Raw genomic sequence first — 23,396 nt, forward strand, 5'->3', positions numbered from 1 at the left:
TTTTTTCTAACTACTTTTTTTAGTTGCCATTCCATAAATCCAGAGGACGATCAGTGCTCCTCCAATGGCTAAAATCCAGCTTCTTGGATTCCAGAAAGAAGTGACATCACCCCAGTGGAGAATGTAAACTCCAATAGCTCCTCCTACGAAAGCTCCTACAATACCTAGAATGATTGTGATCAGCCATCCGCCTCCCTGAGTTCCCGGCATGATCATTTTTGCGATTGCTCCAGCAATAAGTCCGAATAAAATCCATGTTAAAATTCCCATAGTTGCAAATTTTTAAATTGTTAATATTTATGAAATTGATATTGCTAATTTAGGGAAAACATGATAAATATCATCTTTTCTTGAAGAACGAATCAACAAATTCCGTACCATTGAATAATTGAAGGTCTTGCATTTTTTCACCCACTCCAATATATTTTACGGGAATTTGGAATTGATCGGAAATACCAATGACAACACCTCCTTTTGCAGTTCCGTCAAGTTTTGTTACTGCTAAAGCATTTACTTCGGTTGCAGCAGTAAACTGTTTTGCCTGTTCAAAAGCATTCTGACCTGTAGATCCATCCAAAACTAATAAAATCTCATGAGGAGCATCAGGAATTACCTTTTGCATTACTCTTTTGATTTTAGAAAGTTCATTCATCAAATTGATTTTGTTGTGAAGCCTTCCTGCTGTATCGATAATCACGACATCTGCATTTTGTGCAACGGCACTTTGTACAGTATCAAAAGCTACTGAAGCCGGATCAGAACCCATTTCCTGTTTTACAATAGGAACGCCCACTCTTTCGCTCCAGATCACTAACTGGTCAACGGCAGCAGCTCTAAAGGTGTCAGCAGCTCCTAAAACTACTTTTTTCCCTTCAGAAGTAAATTGGTGGGCTAATTTTCCGATTGTGGTTGTTTTACCAACACCATTTACTCCTACAACCATAATAACATACGGTTTTTTGGTGGTGTCGATATTCCCTGTTCCTGAATGAGGGTTGTCAAGTAAAAGTCCCGAGATTTCTTCACGAAGAATTTTGTCTAGTTCGTTTACGCTGACGTATTTGTCACGTGCAACACGTTCTTCGATTCTTTCTATGATTTTGATGGTTGTAGACGCGCCAACATCGGAGGCGATAAGTATTTCTTCCAGATCATCCAGAACTTCATCATCTACCTTGCTCTTGCCGACTACGGCTTTCGTCATTTTTTCAAAGAACCCCTGGCTGGATTTTTCCAATCCTTTATCTAAAGTTTCTTTTTCTTCTTTTTTAAAAATATTTTTAAACCAACTCATAGAATTTTATAATATAAGATGTTGTGTTATCTATGTTTAGAGCAAAGATAACAAAAAAACTACCCAAAAGCTGAGTAGTTTTTTATATTGTAAATAAAGTGTAGATTATTTTTTCAAATAACCGTCTACTTCGTCTGCATTCATTACTTTTTCTTCGAAAACGTAAGCACCTGACTTAGATGACTTAACCATTTTCACAACTTTAGTCATTTTTTTAGACCCAGTTTGTAGGGTTGCTACTACTTTCTTTGCCATGGTAAACTATATTTTCTAAATTACTTAATTTCTTTGTGAAGGGTAGATCTTTTAAGAACTGGATTATACTTCTTAAGCTCTAATCTCTCTGTAGTGTTCTTTTTATTTTTAGTAGAAATGTATCTAGACATTCCTGGCATACCACTTTCTTTGTGCTCTGTACATTCAAGGATTACTTGAACTCTATTTCCTTTTTTTGCCATGATTTATTAATTCTTTTTAATCAATCCGTTTCTAGTAGCTCTTTCAATAGCTTCCTCGATTCCAATCTTGTTAATCACTCTCAATCCATGAGCTGATACTTTCAGTGTTACGTGCTTATCTTGCTCCGGAAGGTAAAACTTCTTCTCCAATAAGTTAATTTCAAAACGACGCTTCGTTTTGTTATTAGCGTGAGAAACGTTGTTACCAACCATTGCACGCTTTCCTGTTATTTGGCAAATTCTTGACATATCTCGATGTTCTTATTTGTATAATATTTGAGGTTGCAAAATAACGAAGAATTTTTTAGATAGACAAATGTTTTAAAATTTATTTTTCAATTAGTTATCATATTTTTTCACAAATAAGACTGTTAAGCCTGTTGTTTAGCCATCTTTTTCTGAAACCATTTTATGATAAAATAAAATAATAAAAATCCTAATGCAAATATAGAAAACTGAGTGAGGAGATCTCCTGCCTTTACATAGAATGTTTGTTTTTCATAAAGATTAATTTTAGCAAAAAGAGTGGTTTTGTCTCCATAAAAAGTATCTTCCACAATTTCTCCTTTGGCATTAATATGGGCGGAAATACCGCTGTTTGCAGCACGTGCAATTTCTCTTCGGGTTTCTATGGCTCTTAATTTTGCATAAGATAGAAGTTGTTTATGGCCTTCTGAAACACCCCACCAAGAATCGTTGGTCATAATTCCCAGAAAGTTGGCTCCTTTTTTTACATATTCTGTTACGAATTCTCCATAAATACTTTCGTAACAAATAATAGGCGCAATTTTTCCTTTATTGTAAGGGTTCGAAAAAGCGATTCTTTCCTTGTCTGTTCCTAACGAGGCAACAGTTCCTCCCAGATTGAGCATAGCATCGCCGAGAATAGGCTTTAAATAGTCCATATAAGGGAAAATTTCTACACCCGGAACTAATTTACCTTTGTGGTATACTTCCACGTTTTGATTAGGGGTAATTTGAACTGCTGAATTGTATCGTTCCACCCAAAGTTCAGGGTTTAATTGATAGGCGGCTTTTGGCAAATTATTTGAACTGGTATAAAATCGATGAGACGAAATTCCTGCTGAAAAAACAGAACCCGGATGTTTTAATAAAAATCCTTTTACATTATTTAAAATTAGACTTTTCTCAAAAGCGGTTTCGGAAATGGAGCCATTGCCGGGAAGTGCTGTTTCGGGAGCAATATAATAATCTATTTTTCCTTTTGAATTTCTTTCGGCTAGGCTTAAAAGATCGTTTTCAATCGTTAAACTGTCCTGTGAATATTTTTCAGCATAGGGATCAAGATCCGGCTGTAGCATTAAGACATTCACTGTTCCGATCGGTTTTTCATTAAAGCTATTGTATTTGATTACTGAGATAATCATTGGGATAATAATTAACGCAGTAACAATAGATGTATTTTTAATTAAGTCTTTTCTTTTTCTACCAGCTTCCCAGATTCTTATGGTGTAAAATATCAAGATGTTAACTAACAATATCCAGAAGCTTCCACCTGTAGCACCTAATGTATCATACCACTGAATTAATTTTGGGTATTCTGAAAATGAATTTCCAAGATTCAACCATGGCCATGTTAGTTCCCAATTCAGATGGAATTTTTCAAAGCTCATCCAAATGGCTACAAAAAATGCTAGTCCCCAATACGTTCCCTGCGCATTTTTGTACCAGTGATAACATTGAAATACTAATGAATACAACAAAGAATTGACTAAAACAGGGAATAGAACAGCCATTAAAGAATGACTTCCGTCCGGATTTTTTGATCCATACAACCAGCCCGTTGTTACGATATTCCAAATGATAAAACAGATATAGGATAGTCCGAAAACAACCCAGCCTTTTCTTTTGTAATTGGAAAATTTAGAAATGCCGTGTTCCATCATTAAAAGAGGAACCAAAGCAACAAATATAAAAAACGGAACACCGTAAGTTGGCCACGAAATGGACAGAAGCATCGCTGAAATGAGCGCAAGTAAAACGTATTTCATTAAATTAATTTAACACACAAATTTAATGTTTTTGAAATGAATAAATTTGCAATCGATGTTAAAGAAATTTTATAAAATTATTATTATTCCCTTCACTGTATTTTTGCTCTATCTGATGTTTTTCGGGATGGGAAGGACTCAGATGGAGGATAATTTATTGACATTCGAGCCGATATTTTCCACCATCAATTTCATTAAAGGCTGTATCTCCTGGAAAGATATTGTGATGATTGTTGTCGGAAATGTTGTGATGTTTATTCCTTTCGGATTTTTGGGTTGGATTTTTCCTAAGCTTAAAGAATTAAAAAGTCTGCTTTTTGCTTTTATTTCTGCAATTACAATTGTTGAGGCTATTCAGTATTTTACAAGAATGGGGATTTTTGAAGTGGATGATATTATTCTGAATACTTTTGGAGTGTTTTTAGGCTTCTTGATGAGAAGATTTATCGAAAAGAAATTTCAGAATTTGGTGTTGTAAATTATTGAAAATTAGTTTTTCAAATATCATTTATTCAGTTCCTTAGCGCGCTTTTCTGCATTCAGGATTCCTTTTTTCAGGATTTCCTTGCAGTTGTTTTCATCGAACGTTTTTAAAGCGGCTTCGGTTGTTCCTCCTTTTGATGCCACATCTTTTATCAGGTCTTCAAGGCTTTTTTCAGAATTGTTCATCAGGTGATACGCTCCCAACATCGTTTGCTTTACAAAAAGTTTAGAAAGGTTTTCCTCAATTCCCATTTCAACCCCGGCTTTTATCATGGCATCAACGATGTAATAAAAGTAGGCAGGTCCGCTTCCAGAAAGGGCTGTAACGCCGTCTAATAACTCTTCATTTTCCAAGTAAACCGATCTTCCGGTGGAATTTAGTAATCTTTCGATATTAATCAATTGGCTGAAAGAAATTCCTTCCGCAGCAGTGTATCCGGTGATTCCCATTCCCAAAAGAGTAGGTGAGTTCGGCATTGCTCTGACAACCAACGGATGGTTTAATAATTTCTGGATTTTTTCTATTTTAATTCCTGCCATCACGGATAAAACCATCTGGTTTTCTTTTAACTGAAACTTTAAATTTTCAGCAACCTGTTGAAAATCTTGAGGTTTTACAGCGATGATGATTAAGTCTGCGTCCAGCTCTTTAACCTCATCAAAAGCTAAAATCTTCGACTTTGGAAAATCTTCCGATATGTTGGAGAAATTGGACTGATTCTTTGTAATTAAATATAGGTTTTCAGGTTTTATCAATTCATATTTTAGGAATGATTTTGAGAATGATAATCCCATATTTCCTGCTCCGAGAATAGCTATTTTCATATTCGTGTATGCTTGTTTTATATTTTGAAGAGGTGTTTCGACTCCGCTCAGCATGACAATACTACAAATTTGCTGCTAAGTTTATGTTGAAATAAAACAGTTAGTATTAGCAATGTCATCCTGAGCGGAGTCGAAGGATCTTATTATAAAGTTTTTAAATTATCTTTAAAAATATCAAATAATATTCACTTCTCTTTCCAGTTCAATTCCGTATTTTTCTTTCACGGAATTAATAATTTCTGTAGAAAAATCAAAAATCTCTTTTCCTGTTGCGTTTCCTGTTGCGTTGATGATCACTAAAGCCTGAAGCTTGTGTGAAGCTACATTCCCGATCTGCTTTCCTTTCCAACCGGATTGTTCGATCAGCCAACCTGCAGGAACTTTAACGAAGTTTCCATTGGGATATCCCTGGATGTTTTCGAACTTTTGTTTTAATTCTTCAAATTGGGTTAAAGGAATGGTAGGGTTTTTAAAAAAACTTCCTGCATTTCCAATCTCTTTTGGATCGGGAAGTTTACTTTGTCTGATGTTGACAACGGCTTTAGAAATATCCTGAATAGTGGGTTTGCGAATACCTAAATTCTCCAATTCAGATTTGATTGCTCCATATTCTGTTTTAATAGGGTGATCTTTTGTGGTAAGCCTGAATGTAACTTCCAGAATTACATATTTACCTTTTCCTTCCTGCTTGAAAATAGAATCTCTGTATCCGAATCTACACTGTTCAAGGTTAAATGTTTTGAGTTCAAGACTTTCAATATCTAACACTTTGCAGTCTACAAAAATGTCTTTTATTTCCGTTCCGTAAGCTCCGATATTCTGCATTGGAGAAGTTCCTACGTTTCCGGGAATTAAAGAAAGGTTTTCCAGACCTCCGTAATTTTTATCCAAACAGTGCATTACAAAATTATGCCAGTTTTCCCCTGCTTTAGCAGTTACCAATACTTCATTTTCTCCTACAATTTCTTCGGAAATTCCTCTTAAATTTAATTTAATGGCAAGTCCGTCAAAATCTTTGGTGAACAATATATTGCTTCCTCCTCCAAGAAATAAAATCGGAGTTTTTGGAGTTTGAGAGCTAGAGAAGTTAATAGCTTCTTTTAACTCTTCTACGGTAGTGACTTCAACGAAATATTTTGCTTTTGCTTCTACTCCGAAAGTATTGTAAGCTTTTAATGAAAAATTTTCTTGCATGAGATTATGGATGTTCTTTTGGGAGAATTTTTTCTAATTGTGATTTGAATCTTTCAAATTGCTTGTAATGAAGTGTGTCATTATAAGAATTTACATAGATATGGGATTTTTTGGAAGTCTTTATCTGAAATACTTCATCAGTTCCGCCCTTGGCTTGTATGCTTTCGGAACTTTTAATTTTGTTTAAAGTCGCAGCGTCAAAAGAGAAGATGAGTTGTTTCCATACTTCCGGATTTATACTGGAAGCCCATTGTTTATGGATTTGTCTGGCAGTATTTCCTTGTTTTAAAGTAATGGAATCTTTGGTGATTTTAATAATCCTGTAATTTCCTAAATTTCCACTTACGTTTGAGACGCTGATGGACGTAATTTCGTTGTTTTTGGAAATCGTTTTTTTCGATTTTTTGTTACAGGAAAAAAAAATCAGCAATAAAACTGTTGAAAAGAATATTTTCAAACGTAAAAATTTTATTGCTGACATTATAGGGTATTAAAGATTGAACTCTAATCTGTATTGCTGTAAAGCATCTTTTAGGATTTCTGCGCTTCTTTTCAAATCTTCTTCTTTAAGAACGTAAGCGATTCTTACTTGCTTTTTACCCAGCTCCGGATCACTGTAGAATCCTCCTGCAGGCGCAACCATAATGGTTTCGTTATTGTTTGAATATTTTTCTAACAACCATTGTGCAAACTTTTCAGTATCATCTACCGGAAGTTCTGCTACACAATAGAACGCTCCTTTTGGTTTCGGGCAGATAACTCCCGGAATAGCGTTCAGTTGATCTACTAGAACGTTTCTTCTGTGAGTATACTCTTCTCTTACCGCTCTGATATAAGCTCCGTCATTTTGATGCGCTGCAGTTGCTGCAATCTGTCCTAAAAGAACCGGACTTAATCTCGCCTGAGCAAAAAGCATTGCTGCATCATGGATTTTTTTAGAACGGGTAATCATACATCCGATTCTTACTCCACACATTGAATAACGCTTAGATTCTGAATCGATAATAATGCAGTTTTCGCTTAGTTCAGGGAAAGCAAGCATTGAAATTTGTTGTTTCCCGTCATATACATATTCTCTGTATACTTCATCTGAGATGACAACAATATCGTATTTTAAAGCAATTTCTGCTAGTTTTTGTAATTCTTCACGAGTGTATAAATATCCTGTAGGATTTCCAGGATTACAGATCACAATTGCTCTTGTTTTTTCTGTGATTTTCTTTTCAAATTCTTCGATAGGAGGAAGTGCAAAACCTGTATCGATTGTTGAAGGAACAGCAACTACATGTACGTTAAATGTACTTGTAAATCCATTATAGTTGGCATAATAAGGCTCAGGGATAATTACCTCGTCTCCATCATCACATAAAGTTGAAATAGCAAAATTAAGAGCTTCTGATCCTCCATTAGTAACAATGAAATTATCAGGGGTAAGATCTGTAAAGTCTAAAGAATGATAATATTCTGTAAGCGCTTTTCTGTAGTCTAAATTTCCTTCAGAAAGTGCATATTCTAATACTTTTAAATCAATGTTTTTTAAAGCATTCAGTGCTGTTTCAGGAGTTTCAATATCTGGTTGCCCGATATTAAGGTGGTATACTTTTGTTCCTTTCTGTTTTGCTTTCAATGCAAAAGGAACCAGTTTTCTTACCGGCGAAGGTGGCATCTGTTGTGCTCTGTTTGAAATATTAGGCATTCTTTTTTATCTAAAAATTAGTTGCACAAAAATAGCAAAATATTTTTTCTAAGGATGAAACGCGAAAGACTAAATGTAATATATTATGTTTTAGATAATAATTATGATATATTTTACTATTTGTTTTTATTAGTATTTATTTTTTGTAATTAAACGTTTGTTTTTTATTTAATTTATTCTGTTTTTGTTTAAATGTTGAAAAATAATCAAATTGACTATTGCTGTTTTGGATTAAATTCTTAGTTTTACGCGAACTAATAAAAAAGATTATGAGAAAAAATCAACCAGCTATTGTGTTGGGTGCATTGGGACTGTTTGCTAGTTCTTTTGCGTTAGCACAAAATTTTCAGCAAATGCCAGTTCAGTCAGGTTATAATGCAGATGTAATTGCGAATGGAGTAGGGTCGTCTATGGTTTCTACTAACAATGATGTAGATGGAGTTTCTTATGCTTTTCTGGCTAAAGATTTTCAATTGACATCAAGCAGTACGCCAGTTACTTATGGACTTCCTGTGAACGGGATTGTCAATTCTGTAGTGGCAGCAACTCCGGGATTAAGCTATCAGTTAGGGAATTTGAGCGCAAATAATTCTTTAAGATTAGCTGCGGTAAGTGATACCGGGACGTTAGTATTTACAACTCCAAAAGCGGCTACGACACTATATATGTTGGCTGTTAGTGGAAGTGGTACTTCTACAGTCGATGTCGTAGTAAACTTTACGGATGCTACTTCGCAGACATTTTCAGGGGTAAGTCTTGCGGACTGGTATGGCGGAACTAATTTTGCAATTGAAGGGATTGGTAGAATTAAAAGAACTACTGATGCTTTAGAAGCAAGTACTTCTACTGGGCCAAGATTATACCAAATGCCTTTAGCAATTAATGCAGCAAATCAGACAAAGCTTATCCAGAGTGTTGCTGTAACTAAAGCGAGCGGTACTGGATTACCAAATGTTTTTGCTTTTTCAGCAGATGTATATTCAACCTGTGCGCCTCCTACATTACAACCTGTTGGAACAATTACGGCTAATTCGGCTGCAATTTCATGGACTGCTCCTACTGGATCTGCAGTAACAAGTTATGATATATATTATAGTACTTCCAATACAATTCCGGCAAGTACTGCCACTCCAAATTTCCCTGGAGAAACGGGAACTTCCAAAGTTATTCCGGGATTGAACCCTAATACGACTTATTATTATTGGGTAAGAACAAATTGTAGCACGGGTACAAGTCAAAGTGTATGGTCTTTCGGAGGTACATTTAAAACAGCTTGTGGTACCATGACTTCCATGTCTGAAAGCTTTGATACCTATTCTTCGGGAACAACAATTTTCCCGGATTGTTGGGCGAAACTTGGTACAGGGTCAATTTATGTGTCAACAGGAGGAGTTACAGGTAACAATTTGTATCAATATAGTTCTAGTGCAGCCAACCAAACTGTTGCGGTATTGCCTGTATTTAGCAACATTAATGCAGGAACGCATTGGTTAAAATTTAAAGCTAAAACTTCGACGGCTAATAAAATTATAGAAGTTGGGTATGTTACTGATCCTGCAGATATTAATTCTTTTGTATCTCTGCAATCCTTAACGATTTCCATGACAACATATGGACCGGACTACACTGTTATTGTTCCATCGTCTGTGCCTGCAACAGCTAGACTGGCAATAAAAAACCCTGGTATTTCTGCGGGTACAACCTCTATAACCTTGTATTACGATGATGTAAGCTGGGAACCGCTGCCTTCTTGTTTTGCACCAGCATCTGTTGTAGCATCAAATATAACATCGGGATCTGCTACTATTGGCTGGACTGCACCTGCTACAGTACCTGCAAATGGATATCAGGTATATTATAGTACGTCGAATGTGGTACCTACTGCAACTCAGGTGTTAAATGCATCGAATTCGGCAGTATCGACAACGACTTCTGCTCCTGTTACTGGTTTGACTCCGAATACTACTTATTACGCTTGGGTGCGTTCTGTGTGCTCTTCAACAAATACAAGTACATGGACTTATGTGGTTGCATTTAAAACAGCTTGTGGTGCTGTGACTTCTGTAGTTGAGAATTTTGACAGTTACGCTACTGGAAGTATTGTTCCTGATTGTTGGGATAGAATCGTGGGAACTGGTTCACAAACAATTACTACAACTACACCTGCTTCAGGTACGAGGAATATTTATCAATATACAGCAACTGGTAGCACGCCTACCTATGTTGTACTTCCTTCATTTAGTAATATTAATTCTGGAGTAAACCAGCTAAGGCTTAAGGCAAGGGTAAGTAGCGGAGCTCCAGGAAGTCTTATTGTAGGATATGTTACAAGTATTGCGGATGCAAGTACATTTGTTGAATTGCAAACATTAACTATTAATAATACTACGTATACTGCAAATGCAGAGTATGTGGTACCTGTTCCAAATACAGTTCCGGCAAATGCAAGAATAGCAATTAAAGGTGCTATTGATGGTAAGTCGTATTATTGGGATGATGTGTATTGGGAAGCGCTAACTTTGGCTACGGCAGAAGTTTCAGTCAATAAAAATAACATCGAAGTGCATCCAAATCCATTTGTTGATGTATTGAATATTTCAGATATTAAAAATGTAAAATCTGTTTCGGTAATGGATGTTGCAGGAAGACTTGTTAAAAACATTGAAAACCCTTCTTCAGTTCTTCACCTGGGAGATTTGAAACAAGGGTTATATTTGGTTGTTCTGAACATGAAAGATGGTTCTAAGCAGACAATCAAAGCAATTAAAAAATAATAGTATATTTTGACTGTTCTTAGCGGCTTTACTTCGGTAAAGCCGCTTTTTTTATATAGATTGTTTCAAAGAGGGTAATGTCTTATCGGATATTTCTCTATGAAAGTTTATGATGTTTAGAGTTTTATGAATTATAGATCTCCATGCTCATATCTTCATTTGGATATTGATTTATGGTATTTTTGTTGTATTTATTGATTTACGATATGTTTATTGATTTTGTCTATTTAATGTGTTATTTTTTTAATTAAACGTTTGCTTTTTATTGTATTTATTTGGTTTTAATTTAAATTTTGAAAAATAATCAAATTATTTATTGCTGTTTTGGATTAAATTCTTAGTTTTACGCAGACTATAAAAAAAATTTATGAGAAAAAATCAACCAGCTCTTGTGCTGGGAGCAATAGGATTATTTGCCGGTTCTTTTGCTTTAGCACAAAACTATCAGCAAATGCCTATCCAGTCAGGTTTTACGGCAGATGTAATTGCGAATGGAGTAGGCTCTTCAGCGGTTACTACTAATAATGATGTAGACGGAGTTTCTTATGCTTTTGTAGCTACTGATTTTCAGTTAACATCAACGAGTACGCCCATCACATACGGTATTCCTGTGAATGGGCTTATCAATTCTGTAGTGGCAGCCACTCCGGGATTGAGTTATCAATTAGCAAGTTTAAGTGCAAACAATTCTTTGAGATTGGCTGCAGTAAATGATGCAGGGACTTTAGTGTTTACAACACCGAAAGCGGCTACTAAATTGTACATGCTTGCTGTTAGCGGTAGTGGTACTTCTACAGTAAATGTAGTGGTAAATTTTACAGATGCTACTACACAAACCTTTTCGGGGATCAGTCTTGCAGACTGGTATGGTGGTACCAATTTTGCGATTCAAGGGATTGGAAGGATAAAAAAACCGAGTACACCTTCTACTGCTAGTGATGATATTCCGTCACCTGAGGGGGGAACCAATCCGAGACTGTATCAAAGTGAATTGGCTATATTGGCAGCTAATCAAACAAAGCTTATCCAAAGTGTTACTGTAACTAAAGCGAGTGGTACAGGGCTACCAAATATTTTTGCTTTTTCAGCAGATGCTTATTCAACTTGTGCGCCTCCAACATTACAGCCTGTTGGAACAGTTACAGCTAATTCGGCTGCAATTTCTTGGACTGCTCCTACAGGATCAACGGTAGCAAGTTATGATATTTATTATAGTACGTCGAGTACAGTTCCTGCAAGTACTGCTACTCCAAATTTCCCTGGAGAAACGGGAACTTCCAAAACTATTCCGGGTCTAAACTCAAATACGACTTATTATTATTGGGTAAGAACAAACTGTAGTACAGGAACGAGCCAAAGCGCATGGTCTTTTGGTGGAACGTTTAAAACAGCTTGTTCTGTATTTACTACTCCATATACAGAGAATTTTGATACTACAAGTACAGGTTCTTCAACAAATACTAACGCACCAAGTTGTTGGTCGTACCTTGAAAGTGCTTCATTTGCGGGGTATGGATATGTAACTGCATCAAATCCGAATTCTTCACCGAATTCTTACTACCTGAATAATTCTAGTGCAACTACAGGTAGTCAGATGTTGGTTTCACCTCCGACAACGAATCTTTCAAACGGAACAAAACGTGTGAGATTCTATGCAAAATCTGGTACTGCCGGGACTACGCTGTTGGTCGGGACTTTGGCAAATGCTGCAGATCCTGCTACTTTTACACAAATTGGTTCTCCTATTACATTAACAACTACGCAAACTCAATATACGGTTAATATTCCTACAGGTACTGATGCCCAAGTAGCATTTAAGCACGGATTAACAGCAACATCTCGTATTATTTATATCGATGATGTTACCGTTCAGGATATTCCTTCTTGTTTTGAGCCAACTGCAGTTACATCATCAAATGTTACCGTTAATTCAGCAACTGTTGGTTGGACGGCTCCTGCTACGGCTCCTGCAAATGGATACGAAGTATATTACAGTACGTCAAATGTAGCTCCTACTGGAAGTACAGTATTGACTCCTACCAATTCAACTACATCTACTACTATGTCGGCTCCAGTAGGTAGTCTTACGAGTGCTACTACTTATTATGCCTGGGTAAGATCTGTTTGTAGTGGAACGGATAAGAGTGTTTGGAGTGCAACTTCAACAGTGTTTACAACAGCTTGTACGACAGCAAACCTTCCTTATACCATAGATTTTGAAAGTGTAGCAACACCTGCGCTTCCTGTTTGTACAGTTAATGTAAATGCAGGTACAGGAAACAATTGGGGGACAGTAAGTGCTCCGGGTTATGGATTTACTACCAAAGCACTGCAATACTCTTGGAACGGTTCAAATGCTGCAAATACGTGGTTCTTTACTCAAGGATTGAATCTGACTGCAGGAACTCAATATACAATTGCATATAAGTACGGAAATGATACTTCAGTAACATACACAGAAAAGTTGAAGGTAGCCTTCGGAACTTCAGCAACTGTTGCTGGAATGACCAGCCCTATCGCGGATTATCCTGCTATTAATGATGCAACGGCTCATACTGCATCTATTAATTTTACAGTTCCGACTACAGGAGTTTATTATTTTGGATTTAATGCGTATTCAGATGCAGATCAAAACCATTTATTTGTTGATGATATCTCTATTACGTCTGCCCAGTTGGCTACTGCCGAAACTTCTGCTAAGAAAAATGACATCAATGCATATCCTAATCCGTTTACTGATATCTTGAATATTTCTGATATCAAAAATGTTAAATCTATCTCAGTAATGGATACTGCAGGAAGACTTGTTAAAAATATTGAAAAACCTTCTTCAACGTTACATTTAGGAGACTTGAAGCAAGGTGTGTATTTGGTTGTTCTGAACATGAACGATGGTTCTAAACAGACAATTAAAGCAATTAAAAAATAACAGTATATTTTTGATTATTTCAGCGGCTTTACTTTTTGTAGAGCCGCTTTTGTTTTGTAGAGCACGCTAATGGGTAACAGAAATTTTACTAATTTTAGACCATTAAAAACTAATTTAAAATGCAAATTCCGGCAATTTCAATAGATGACTATATTTCAAAGATTCCTGAAGACAGACAGGAGGTTTTCAAAAAGCTTTTTGATGTGGTAAACGAAAATTTACCAAAAGGTTTTTCAGAAAATATCAATTATGGGATGATTGGTTGGGCAGTTCCGTTAGAGACTTATCCTCCCGGTTATCATTGTACACCCAACACTCCGCTTCCTTTTCTAGGATTGGCTTCTCAGAAAAACTTTATTGCATTGTATCATATGGGAATTTATGCAAAGCCGGAATTGTTGAACTGGTTCGTAGAAGAATTTCCTAAATACTCAAAAAGAAAACTCGATATGGGAAAATCTTGTATTCGGTTTAAAAAAGTAGATGATATTCCTCTTGAACTGATTGCTGAACTGAGTAAAAAAATGACTGTAGATGAATGGATCGAAACCTATGAAAAGAATTTTAAAAAATAAATTTCTTACTGTAAGTTCTTTACTTTATATCGTTCTGTTTATTGTTTCAGGATGTGCAGGAGTAAAGAATGGAGACTTGCTTTTTGTGACAGCAAAAGACTCCGGACTTTCTGGGGCAATCAACAATGTAACGCAAAAAGAAAAGAATGCTTCTTTCGATCATATTGGAATTGTTGAGAAGGTGAATGGGAGTTATTTTGTTCTTCATGCTTCTCCGAAAAGAGGTTCAGATAAACAAAAACTTAAAGATTTTGTAAAGGATCAGAAAAATGATGGACAAAATATTGTGGTGTATAGGCTGAAACCTGAATACCAAAGTGTAATTCCCGAAGCTATTACAAAAGGTAATTTAATGTTGGGGAAGCCGTATAACTTCAATTATATTTTGAATGAAGATTCATACTATTGTTCAGATTTTATTGAACGGATTTTTAGGAAAGACCATATTTTCACTTTAGAACCGATGACTTTTATTGATCCTAAAACTGGTAAAACCAATGAATTTTGGCAAAAATTTTATCAGGAGAAAAACCTCAAGGTTCCTGAGGGGGAATTGGGCTGCAATCCGAATGGCTTAGCAAGGTCTTCAAAAATAGAAAGAATAAAAGAACTTTGATAATATACAAAAGAAGCAATTTTTGCTTCTTTTTTTTGTGAAAATAAATTTTAAAAAAAATATTAGTCTATTAATTTGGTAGACTAATATTTTTTTATATTTTTGTCCTGTATTTAATAACAAACCAATTATATGTACTTCAGGAAATAATTATTTAATCAAAAAAACTTAGATGTTATGACGACAAATTTGCAATCATTGCCTAACAATGTAAACCTTATCAAAAAAGAACTGATTTTAGAAGTAGAATTGAACGGTAAAATGAAATTCGATCATTTACTTAATATAATCTATCAGCAGATGGGGATGTGTTACAGGGTTTTGAATGCGGATGTGGAGTATGTAAACGGAAATGATTTCGGTTCATTTCAATTGTACCTTAATGCAACTTCAGAAGATTTTCAGCAACTTGAATTTTTTCTGAATAAAAATAAACTTTTGAATACCACTGTAGAATATGTCTGCAGAAAGTATTCCTAGTTGTGTAGATCCATATAGTTTGAAGAGCGTTCATTTATTGAGCGCTTTTTTATTTCTTCTCCGATAAAAAGAGTACTTTTATAATAATTAAAAAATCACAAAAATTATGATTACACTTATTATTATCGGTGTCTTAGCAATTTTCCTTTTGTATGCGGTTTCTATTTATAATCGCTTGGTAAAGCTTAAGAATTTGGTTCAGGAAGCTTGGAGTGGTATTGATGTGATGCTGAAGAAGCGTCACGATCTTATTCCTAATCTCGTAGAAACAGTAAAAGGATATGCTACTCATGAGCGTGAAACCCTTGAAAGTGTTACAAGAGCAAGAAATCAGGCAGTAGCTGCGGGTTCTGTAGAAGCTAAAGAAGCTGCTGAGAAAAACCTAAATCAGGCGATGATGAATCTATTTGCTGTTGCAGAACAATATCCTGACCTGAAAGCCAATGCTAATTTCCAGCAATTACAGGCAGAGCTTACCTCTATTGAAAACGATATTGAAAAATCAAGAAGATATTATAACGGTACAGCTCGTGAGAACAATACATTGGTGGAATCATTCCCAAGCAATATTGTTGCTAATATGTACAAATTTGAAAAGGTTTCCTATTTCGAACTGGAAAATATTGCAGACAGAGAAGTTCCAACTGTAAAATTTTAATGATGAAGAAGTTTCTGAAGCTGGTCTTTCTGCTGTGTTTTGCTTTAGGCTTTGCTCAGGAAGATAATCCGTTAAGTGAAGATGTATTCGGACCGGAAAGAATCTTGTCTTATCATTCTGATATTAATGTTGATACTCATTCTACGCTTAGTATTACTGAGAAAATCAAGGTGCATAGTCTTGGAGATAAAATTCAAAGAGGGATATTCCGTACGTTACCCTTGTCGAGAAATCTGAATAACAGAACTCAAAAGGTAAAGTATGATATCATTTCAATAAAAAAAAATGGAGAAGAAGAAAATTATCATGAAGAAATAGAAGACGGATTTCTTAAGATTTATATCGGAAATAAAGATGTAATTCTTCAACCTGGAAATTATGAGTATGAAATTCAGTATAAAACAGAAAATCAAATCGGTTTTTTTGACAAATATGATGAGCTATACTGGAACGTAAACGGAAATTACTGGGATTTTCCTGTTGATACAATTTCTGCTGTAGTACATCTTCCGGAAGGAGCCAACATTTTACAAAATTCATGTTATACAGGTTTTGCAGGAAGTACGGAAAAAAACTGTTCTTCAAAAATACTTTCTGATCATTCCATTGAATGGAGTGCTTCTGGTTTTCAGGCTAATGACGGTCTTACAATAGCAGTAGGTTTTCAAAAAGGAATCATGATTCCTCCTCCGCCTCCAAGTTTTCTAGAGAAATTCGGAATTGTAATTGGTGGCTTTCTGGTTTTGTTAGGATTATTGTATTACTATTTTTCAACATGGAGAAAATACGGGGTAGATCCTGAAAAACCTGTTGTGTATCCTCAGTTTAATTCGCCTAATGATCTTTCGCCGGCATCTTTAGGATATTTAAAAACAGAAACCTTTAAAAATAAATATGTAACGGCATCATTGGTGAATCTTGCTATTAAAGGCTATATTCAGATTATTGAAAAAGAGGATTCAGGTATTTTAGGATTATTTAAATCAACATATTATACCATTAAAAAACTAAAACCAGCCGATGAAAACCTTCCCAAAGAAGAAAAAAAGCTGATGGATCATCTTTTGCCGAGTTCTCGTGACACAATTGATTTTGATGGTAAATATGATTCCAAAATAGAACAGGCAGTTGTAAATTGTAAAGAAGCTTTAAAGTTTCAACATGATGCGTTTTTAAATGAAGGAAATAATGCAAAAAAACTGATCTTACCTTCTTTGTTGATTACTTTTGTGTATCTGATCGGCTTGTTTCTAAGCTACAGAATGTTCCCGGAATTTGAAAAAGTGATCATCGGAATATTTCTGTACGGGGCTTTGCTCATTGCTTTTTTTATTGCAGTCGTACTATTTAAATATTTTCCCGGTCTCTTTAAGATCTTTTTGGTATTTCCGGTTATTATTTTTGCATGTATAGGAATATTTATTCACAAGAGCAGTGATTTTACCATTGATAATAACTTTAATATCTGCTACATTTTTATTGTACTAGGATTCACTTCACTTGTAATCTATGAATTTTTAATAAAAAGACCTTCAGAAGAAAAATTAAAAATAAAATCTCTGATTGAAGGTTTTCAAATGTATATGGGAGCTGCAGAAAATGAACAGCTTAAATTTCATAATCCTCCGGAAATGACTCCGCAGGTTTTTGAAAAATACCTTCCTTTTGCAATGGTTTTGGGAGTGGATGAAATTTGGGGGCAAAAATTTGATGCAATGCTTTCAAAAATGTCAACAGAATATCATAATAATTGGTATGTTGGTTCTACTTTAAACCGTTATGCTTTTGCAAGTACGCTTAATTCAAGTCTTACAAGCTCTATACAATCTTCATCAACACAGCCTTCCAATAATTCCAGCAGTGGTTCTGGTTCCGGAGGTGGTGGTTTTTCCGGCGGCGGAGGTGGAGGTGGCGGAGGCGGCGGTTGGTAAACTGTTTCCTCCTCTAATAAAAACAAAAGCGTTCAGGAATTCTGAACGCTTTTTATATTTAAATTGTAATCAATTAAATTCTTTCAATATCGGCACCGATAGCTCTCAATCTGCCGTCGATGTTTTCATATCCTCTGTCAATTTGTTCGATATTATGAATAATAGATTTTCCTTCAGCAGAAAGCGCAGCAATAAGAAGTGCATTTCCGGCTCTGATGTCAGGAGAAACCATGGTTGTTCCTCTTAACGGAGCTTCCTGATTCAGACCAATTACTGTGGCTCTGTGCGGATCACATAAGATAATTTGTGCTCCCATATCGATTAATTTATCAACAAAGAATAATCTTGATTCAAACATTTTTTGATGTACCAAAATACTTCCTTTAGCCTGGGTTGCCACTACTAAAATAATAGAAAGCAAATCCGGAGTGAATCCTGGCCAAGGAGCATCAGAAATGGTAAGAATAGAACCGTCAATAAATTTTTGAATTTTATAATTTTCCTGTGAAGGAATATAAATATCATCACCGCTCTGTTCCAATTGGATTCCTAGTTTTCTGAAAGTATTAGGAATGACACCAAGCTGGTTCCAGTTTACATTTTTAATGGTGATTTCAGACTTTGTCATAGCAGCAAGACCTATCCAAGATCCGATTTCTACCATGTCAGGAAGCATAGTATGTTCAGTTCCTCTAAGGTGAGTAACTCCTTCAATGGTCAAAAGATTAGATCCGATTCCGGAAATATTAGCGCCCATTCTGTTTAGCATTTTACAAAGCTGTTGAAGATAAGGCTCACATGCGGCATTATAAATTCTTGTCTTTCCTTTTGCTAAAGCAGCTGCCATTACAATATTGGCAGTTCCTGTTACAGAAGCTTCTTCCAGAAGGATGAATTTTCCGTTAAGTTCTTTCGCTTTTAGGGAATAAAAATATTCATCTTCATCATAATTGAATTCTGCTCCTAGTTCTACTAGTCCTTGGAAATGAGTGTCAAGCCTTCTTCTTCCGATTTTATCTCCACCCGGAGTTGGCATATACGCTTCTCCATATCTTGCAAGCATAGGTCCCATCAACATAATAGAACCTCTTAGTTTCGCACCGTCTTTTTTGAATTCTTCAGATTTAATATAATCGAAATTAACAGAATCAGCTTTAAACGTGTAATCTCCATGACCGTTTTTTACCACTTTTACACCAAAATCAGCTAAGATCTCGATCAATCGATTCACATCATGAATGTCCGGAATATTTTTTATTCTTACTTCTTCATCGGTCAACAAAACAGCACACAAAATTTGTAAAGCTTCGTTTTTTGCTCCTTGTGGAGTAATTTCTCCTTGCAGTCTTTTTCCTCCTCTTATTTGAAATGTTCCACTCATTATTTTCTGTTCTTGTGATTGTTGTTATGTCTTCTCTTATTCGGCTGATTTTTATTATTGTTGTTGTTATTATTACCACCTTTATTGTTTCGGTTGTTTCCGGTGTAGTAAATTTTGCTTTTTTCCAACGTTTCTATTCCGGTAAGATCAAGCCTGTTTTCAGAAAGTTCCTTTAAATGACGGAAAATGACATCATCTGTTACATGCTCTTTATTGTAAACATTGTAAGACTTCTTCATATTATTCGCAATGACCTCTATAAGAGCTTCTTTTTCATCTCCTGGTTCCAGTTCAATGGCCTTTTCTATAAGTTGAAGTATGCTTTTTCCGTAAAATTTAAAATCTCCCTGTAGTTTTGGATATTCCATCCTTTTAGGCTTTTCAGCAAGTTGTTCTCTTGTAGGAAATGGATAAGGTGAATCAACATCCAGATCATAATTAGCCAAAATAAAAAGATGGTCCCAAAGTTTATGCTTATAATTTTCTTCGTCACGAAGTTGTGGGTTTCTTTGCCCCATAAAATCGATAATCGCCATTGCCATTTCACTTCTTTCTTCCTTTGTAGAAAGCTCTTTGCAACGCTCAACCAATTGTTGTATTATTCTGCCGTATTCCGGTAAATGAAGCTGAGTTTTTTGGGTGTTATATTCCATAGTTTGCAAATATATGGATTAAAAGAAAAATCGTTTCGAAAAACTTAACTGTTTATAAATATTTAATAAAAAATACTTGAACTCTTTTTTACACTTCTATGAATTTCTTTTTCTGATGTGCATCAGGTAAAAAACATTTTTGAGAAGCCAATTTCATTCTGTTTCTAGAAATAAGATCATAAATTCTATTCCCGAAAAAGGTTGGAAAAATCTTCCCCAGTAGACTTAATAACTTATAAAAACCACCTAAAATAGCTGTGATTTTTAGTACTGCTTTAGATTTTATAAGATAATACTGCTGAGGTTTCCAAAGGTAAAGAGTATTGAATTGCTGGGTTTCAAGACCACGTTCTGTAAGAAACTTCTGTCCAAAATCCGATTGAAGGGAAGCAAACATGAATTCATCTTTTTTGTCTTTCTCCAAAATCCATTGAACCCAAAAATTGCAGACACCACATTCGCCGTCAAAAAATACAATGTGTTTATCTCGTAGGTCTTCTCGCATGATTCAGCTTTGATATTTATGATTCTAAAAACAAATAAAGATAGTGAATTTTTAATTAATCATAATAAATAGGCTAATGATTTCATTAATAGTAATTTGAATAATTCTAAATAGGTTTTTATCCATTTATTTTAAGATAAAATACTATGAAATTTTCCTAACTTAATTGCAGGATAATGTAATTTGATTTCATGATGCTTTTAAAAATGCAATTCAAAATTATTTATAGTTTTTAACTATTGTAAAAATATTTTTGATAGATTGCATTTATTTTAAAACTATTGTAAGTTTGCTCTGTCAATAAAGATAATTTAATCGTAATCAACATAAAAAATTAAACGACAATGGAAAAAGATTTGAATGACATCAGTAAATGTCCGTTCCATAACGGGACAATGAAAAAAGAAAGTGTAGCGGGTGGAGGTACAAAAAACCTGGATTGGTGGCCGGATCAGTTAAGAGTTGATATTCTTCGTCAGCATTCTTCGTTATCGAACCCTTTGGATAAAGATTTTAATTATGCAGAAGCATTTAAAAGTCTTGATCTTGATGCTGTAAAAAAAGATCTTCATGCCCTTATGACGGATTCTCAGGACTGGTGGCCTGCAGATTTCGGGCATTACGGTCCATTGTTTATTCGTATGGCATGGCATAGTGCAGGAACTTACCGTGTTGGTGATGGTAGAGGAGGAGCTGGAGCTGGACAACAGCGTTTTGCTCCATTGAACAGCTGGCCGGATAATGTAAGCTTAGATAAAGCAAGAAGATTGGTATGGCCTATCAAACAAAAATATGGCAATAAAATTTCTTGGGCAGATTTACTGATTCTTACAGGAAATGTTGCGTTAGAATCGATGGGTTTTAAAACGTTTGGTTTTGCGGGAGGTAGAGAAGATGTTTGGGAACCGGACATGGATGTATACTGGGGATCTGAAAAAGTATGGTTGGAACTAAGTGGAGGAGATAATAGTCGTTATTCAGGAGAACGTGATTTGGATAATCCTTTAGCTGCAGTACAAATGGGATTAATCTATGTAAATCCTGAAGGACCGGACGGAAATCCAGATCCTATTGCAGCAGCAAAAGATATCAGAGATACTTTCGGAAGAATGGCAATGAATGATGAAGAAACTGTAGCTTTAATTGCAGGTGGACATACTTTTGGGAAAACTCACGGAGCAGGACCGGCAGATCATGTTGGTAAAGAGCCTGAAGCAGCGGGAATGGAACTTCAGGGGTTTGGATGGGATAGTTCTTATAAATCTGGGAGAGGTACAGATGCTATTTCCAGTGGGTTGGAAGTTACCTGGACAGAAACACCGACAGAATGGAGCAATTATTTCTTTAAAAACCTTTTCGAAAATGAATGGGAACTAACGAAGAGTCCTGCAGGAGCTCATCAATGGGTAGCGAAAAACGGAGAAGAAATTATTCCTGATGCATTCGATTCTTCAAAAAAACACAGACCGACAATGTTGACTACAGATCTATCATTGAGGTTTGATCCTGTTTATGAAAAAATTTCAAGAAAATTTTATGAAAACCCGGATGCTTTTGCAGATGCTTTTGCCAGAGCATGGTTTAAATTAACACATAGAGATATGGGACCGAAGGCTCGTTATTTGGGTTCTGAAGTACCTTCTGAAGAATTAATTTGGCAAGATCCTATTCCTGAAGTAGATCATGTGTTGATTAATAATTCTGATATTGAAGCTTTGAAATCAAAAATCTTAAATTCAGGATTAAATGTTTCTGAATTGGTTTCTACAGCTTGGGCATCTGCTTCTACGTTCAGAGGAAGTGACAAAAGAGGAGGTGCAAATGGAGCAAGAATTCGTTTAGCTCCTCAAAGATATTGGGCGGTAAATAATCCAACTCAGCTTCAGAAAGTTTTATCTGTATTGGAAAATATTCAGAAAGAATTTAACGAAAGCCAAACAGGAGGTAAAAAAGTTTCTCTAGCGGATTTAATCGTTCTTGCAGGGGGTGCCGGAATTGAAAAAGCAGCTAAAAATGCTGGACACAATCTTATTGTACCTTTTGCTCCGGGAAGAATGGATGCTTCTCAGGAACAAACGGACGTAGAATCTATGGGATATCTTGAGCCTGCTGCAGATGGTTTCAGAAATTACTTAAAGAAAAGATTCTCTATTTCTACAGAATCTTTATTAATTGATAAAGCTCAGCTGTTAAATCTTACTGCTCCGGAATTAACCGTATTGATAGGAGGGATGAGAGCTTTAAATACAAATTTCGATGGTTCTACAAATGGTATTTTTACTAAATATACTGAAGTTCTTTCAAACGATTTTTTTGTCAATCTTTTAGATATGAATACACAATGGAAAGTAGCTTCTAATGATAATGAATTGTATGAAGGGGTAGATCGTAAAACCGGAGAGAAAAAATGGACGGCAACTCGTGCAGACCTTGTTTTTGGTTCGAATTCTGAATTAAGATCTATTGCGGAAGTCTACGCAAGCTCTGATGCTAAAGAAAAATTTGTTAATGATTTCGTTTCTGCTTGGGTGAAAGTAATGAATGCAGATCGATTTGATTTAGTATAATTATAATGACTATAATTTAAATAAAAAACCATCCTTAAAAAAGGATGGTTTTTTGTAGACCCACAGGGATTCGAACCCCGACTGACGGTACCAAAAACCGGAGTGCTACCGTTACACTATAGGTCTGTAATTCTATACTGCGAAATTATAGAAATTATTTCAAAAATAAAAATGATAATTGAAGATTAGTGAATAAAAAGTAGTGATGAAATCCTTTATTTATTGATATTCAAAGAATTATTTTTAGGATAAAAATTTAGAATAAAAGAAGGTGATAGTTACCGAAAGTTTTTATTTTTTGAAAAATATTGGCAAATGATTTATTGTCAAATAGATTAGTAAATAATCAAGTAAAAATAAAAACC

General features: G+C 35.3%; 22 protein-coding genes and 1 tRNA gene. 9 read left to right on the top strand and 14 right to left on the bottom strand.

The features are described from left to right. Positions 1-6: 6 nt before the first annotated feature. From LV842_RS13345 to lnt, 6 genes are all read right to left on the bottom strand, one after another. Positions 7-270, bottom strand: a complete 264-nt coding sequence (locus tag LV842_RS13345; RefSeq protein WP_047441876.1) for a GlsB/YeaQ/YmgE family stress response membrane protein — start codon at positions 268-270, stop codon at positions 7-9. 70 nt (positions 271-340) lie between these two features. Beyond that, positions 341-1,294, bottom strand: a complete 954-nt coding sequence (gene ftsY / locus LV842_RS13350) for a signal recognition particle-docking protein FtsY (protein ID WP_233111941.1) — start codon at positions 1,292-1,294, stop codon at positions 341-343. 105 nt (positions 1,295-1,399) lie between these two features. Continuing rightward, positions 1,400-1,549 (bottom strand): DUF4295 family protein, encoded by a 150-nt coding sequence (locus LV842_RS13355; RefSeq protein WP_065722020.1) that lies wholly within the window; start codon positions 1,547-1,549, stop codon positions 1,400-1,402. A 20-nt stretch (positions 1,550-1,569) separates the two neighbouring features. Next, a complete protein-coding gene (rpmG, locus tag LV842_RS13360; protein WP_027373683.1) occupies positions 1,570-1,752 on the bottom strand; it encodes a 50S ribosomal protein L33 in 183 nt (60 codons plus the stop codon). Between the two features lie 6 nt (positions 1,753-1,758). Next, positions 1,759-2,001, bottom strand: a complete 243-nt coding sequence (gene rpmB, locus LV842_RS13365; protein WP_002976757.1) for a 50S ribosomal protein L28 — start codon at positions 1,999-2,001, stop codon at positions 1,759-1,761. A 122-nt stretch (positions 2,002-2,123) separates the two neighbouring features. Beyond that, positions 2,124-3,764 (bottom strand): apolipoprotein N-acyltransferase, encoded by a 1,641-nt coding sequence (lnt, locus tag LV842_RS13370; protein ID WP_233111942.1) that lies wholly within the window; start codon positions 3,762-3,764, stop codon positions 2,124-2,126. 55 nt (positions 3,765-3,819) lie between these two features. Between lnt and LV842_RS13375 the strand changes: the two genes are divergently transcribed. Further along, positions 3,820-4,242, top strand: a complete 423-nt coding sequence (locus tag LV842_RS13375) for a VanZ family protein (RefSeq protein ID WP_233111943.1) — start codon at positions 3,820-3,822, stop codon at positions 4,240-4,242. A gap of 26 nt (positions 4,243-4,268) precedes the next feature. Here LV842_RS13375 and proC read toward each other — a convergent pair whose 3' ends face one another. The 4 genes from proC to LV842_RS13395 all read right to left on the bottom strand — a co-directional run bounded on the left by proC (position 4,269) and on the right by LV842_RS13395 (position 7,962). Continuing rightward, complete coding sequence (gene proC / locus LV842_RS13380; RefSeq protein WP_233111944.1) at positions 4,269-5,126, bottom strand: pyrroline-5-carboxylate reductase; 858 nt, start codon at positions 5,124-5,126, stop codon at positions 4,269-4,271. Positions 5,127-5,246: 120 nt separating this feature from the next. Further along, positions 5,247-6,266: a UDP-N-acetylmuramate dehydrogenase gene (murB, locus tag LV842_RS13385; RefSeq protein ID WP_233111945.1), complete on the bottom strand. Its 1,020-nt coding sequence runs from the start codon at positions 6,264-6,266 to the stop codon at positions 5,247-5,249. Between the two features lie 4 nt (positions 6,267-6,270). Continuing rightward, positions 6,271-6,747, bottom strand: coding sequence for a hypothetical protein (locus tag LV842_RS13390; RefSeq protein WP_233111946.1), 477 nt, complete (start codon positions 6,745-6,747; stop codon positions 6,271-6,273). Between the two features lie 9 nt (positions 6,748-6,756). After that, complete coding sequence (locus LV842_RS13395; protein WP_233111947.1) at positions 6,757-7,962, bottom strand: pyridoxal phosphate-dependent aminotransferase; 1,206 nt, start codon at positions 7,960-7,962, stop codon at positions 6,757-6,759. A gap of 269 nt (positions 7,963-8,231) precedes the next feature. Here LV842_RS13395 and LV842_RS13400 point away from each other — a divergent pair, with 269 nt between their 5' ends. The 7 genes from LV842_RS13400 to LV842_RS13430 all read left to right on the top strand — a co-directional run bounded on the left by LV842_RS13400 (position 8,232) and on the right by LV842_RS13430 (position 17,925). Then, positions 8,232-10,736 carry a fibronectin type III domain-containing protein gene (locus LV842_RS13400; protein ID WP_233111948.1) on the top strand — a complete coding sequence of 835 codons (2,505 nt, stop codon included), beginning with the start codon at positions 8,232-8,234 and terminating at the stop codon, positions 10,734-10,736. Between the two features lie 367 nt (positions 10,737-11,103). Then, entirely contained in the window at positions 11,104-13,665 is a 2,562-nt protein-coding gene (locus LV842_RS13405) for a fibronectin type III domain-containing protein (RefSeq protein ID WP_233111949.1), read from the top strand. A 119-nt stretch (positions 13,666-13,784) separates the two neighbouring features. Next, entirely contained in the window at positions 13,785-14,240 is a 456-nt protein-coding gene (locus tag LV842_RS13410; protein ID WP_233111950.1) for a DUF1801 domain-containing protein, read from the top strand. Next, positions 14,218-14,856 (top strand): YiiX/YebB-like N1pC/P60 family cysteine hydrolase, encoded by a 639-nt coding sequence (locus LV842_RS13415; protein WP_233111951.1) that lies wholly within the window; start codon positions 14,218-14,220, stop codon positions 14,854-14,856. Before LV842_RS13410 ends, LV842_RS13415 begins: the two co-directional genes overlap by 23 nt. A 177-nt stretch (positions 14,857-15,033) precedes the next feature. Further along, the gene (locus tag LV842_RS13420; RefSeq protein ID WP_233111952.1) at positions 15,034-15,336 is read left to right on the top strand and encodes an NIL domain-containing protein; all 303 of its coding nucleotides are present in this window, start codon (positions 15,034-15,036) and stop codon (positions 15,334-15,336) included. 106 nt (positions 15,337-15,442) lie between these two features. Beyond that, positions 15,443-15,994, top strand: coding sequence for a LemA family protein (locus LV842_RS13425; protein ID WP_233111953.1), 552 nt, complete (start codon positions 15,443-15,445; stop codon positions 15,992-15,994). A 2-nt stretch (positions 15,995-15,996) separates the two neighbouring features. After that, positions 15,997-17,925 carry a DUF2207 domain-containing protein gene (locus tag LV842_RS13430; RefSeq protein ID WP_233111954.1) on the top strand — a complete coding sequence of 643 codons (1,929 nt, stop codon included), beginning with the start codon at positions 15,997-15,999 and terminating at the stop codon, positions 17,923-17,925. Positions 17,926-17,998: 73 nt separating this feature from the next. On the opposite strand, the gene murA is transcribed toward LV842_RS13430, so the two are convergent. From murA to LV842_RS13445, 3 genes are all read right to left on the bottom strand, one after another. Next, positions 17,999-19,306, bottom strand: a complete 1,308-nt coding sequence (gene murA / locus LV842_RS13435; protein ID WP_233111955.1) for a UDP-N-acetylglucosamine 1-carboxyvinyltransferase — start codon at positions 19,304-19,306, stop codon at positions 17,999-18,001. Continuing rightward, positions 19,306-19,959: a DUF4290 domain-containing protein gene (locus tag LV842_RS13440; RefSeq protein ID WP_233111956.1), complete on the bottom strand. Its 654-nt coding sequence runs from the start codon at positions 19,957-19,959 to the stop codon at positions 19,306-19,308. Before LV842_RS13440 ends, murA begins: the two co-directional genes overlap by 1 nt. Before the next feature lie 88 nt (positions 19,960-20,047). Then, positions 20,048-20,464, bottom strand: a complete 417-nt coding sequence (locus LV842_RS13445; RefSeq protein WP_233111957.1) for a thiol-disulfide oxidoreductase DCC family protein — start codon at positions 20,462-20,464, stop codon at positions 20,048-20,050. 344 nt (positions 20,465-20,808) lie between these two features. Between LV842_RS13445 and katG the strand changes: the two genes are divergently transcribed. Further along, positions 20,809-23,031, top strand: coding sequence for a catalase/peroxidase HPI (katG, locus tag LV842_RS13450; RefSeq protein ID WP_262909426.1), 2,223 nt, complete (start codon positions 20,809-20,811; stop codon positions 23,029-23,031). 55 nt (positions 23,032-23,086) lie between these two features. Here katG and LV842_RS13455 read toward each other — a convergent pair. Next, positions 23,087-23,157: transfer RNA gene (locus tag LV842_RS13455), tRNA-Gln, on the bottom strand. Between the last annotated feature and the right edge of the window lie 239 nt (positions 23,158-23,396).

This window comes from Chryseobacterium gwangjuense (genome assembly GCF_021311115.1).
GTDB classification, from domain to species: Bacteria; Bacteroidota; Bacteroidia; order Flavobacteriales; family Weeksellaceae; genus Chryseobacterium; species Chryseobacterium gwangjuense.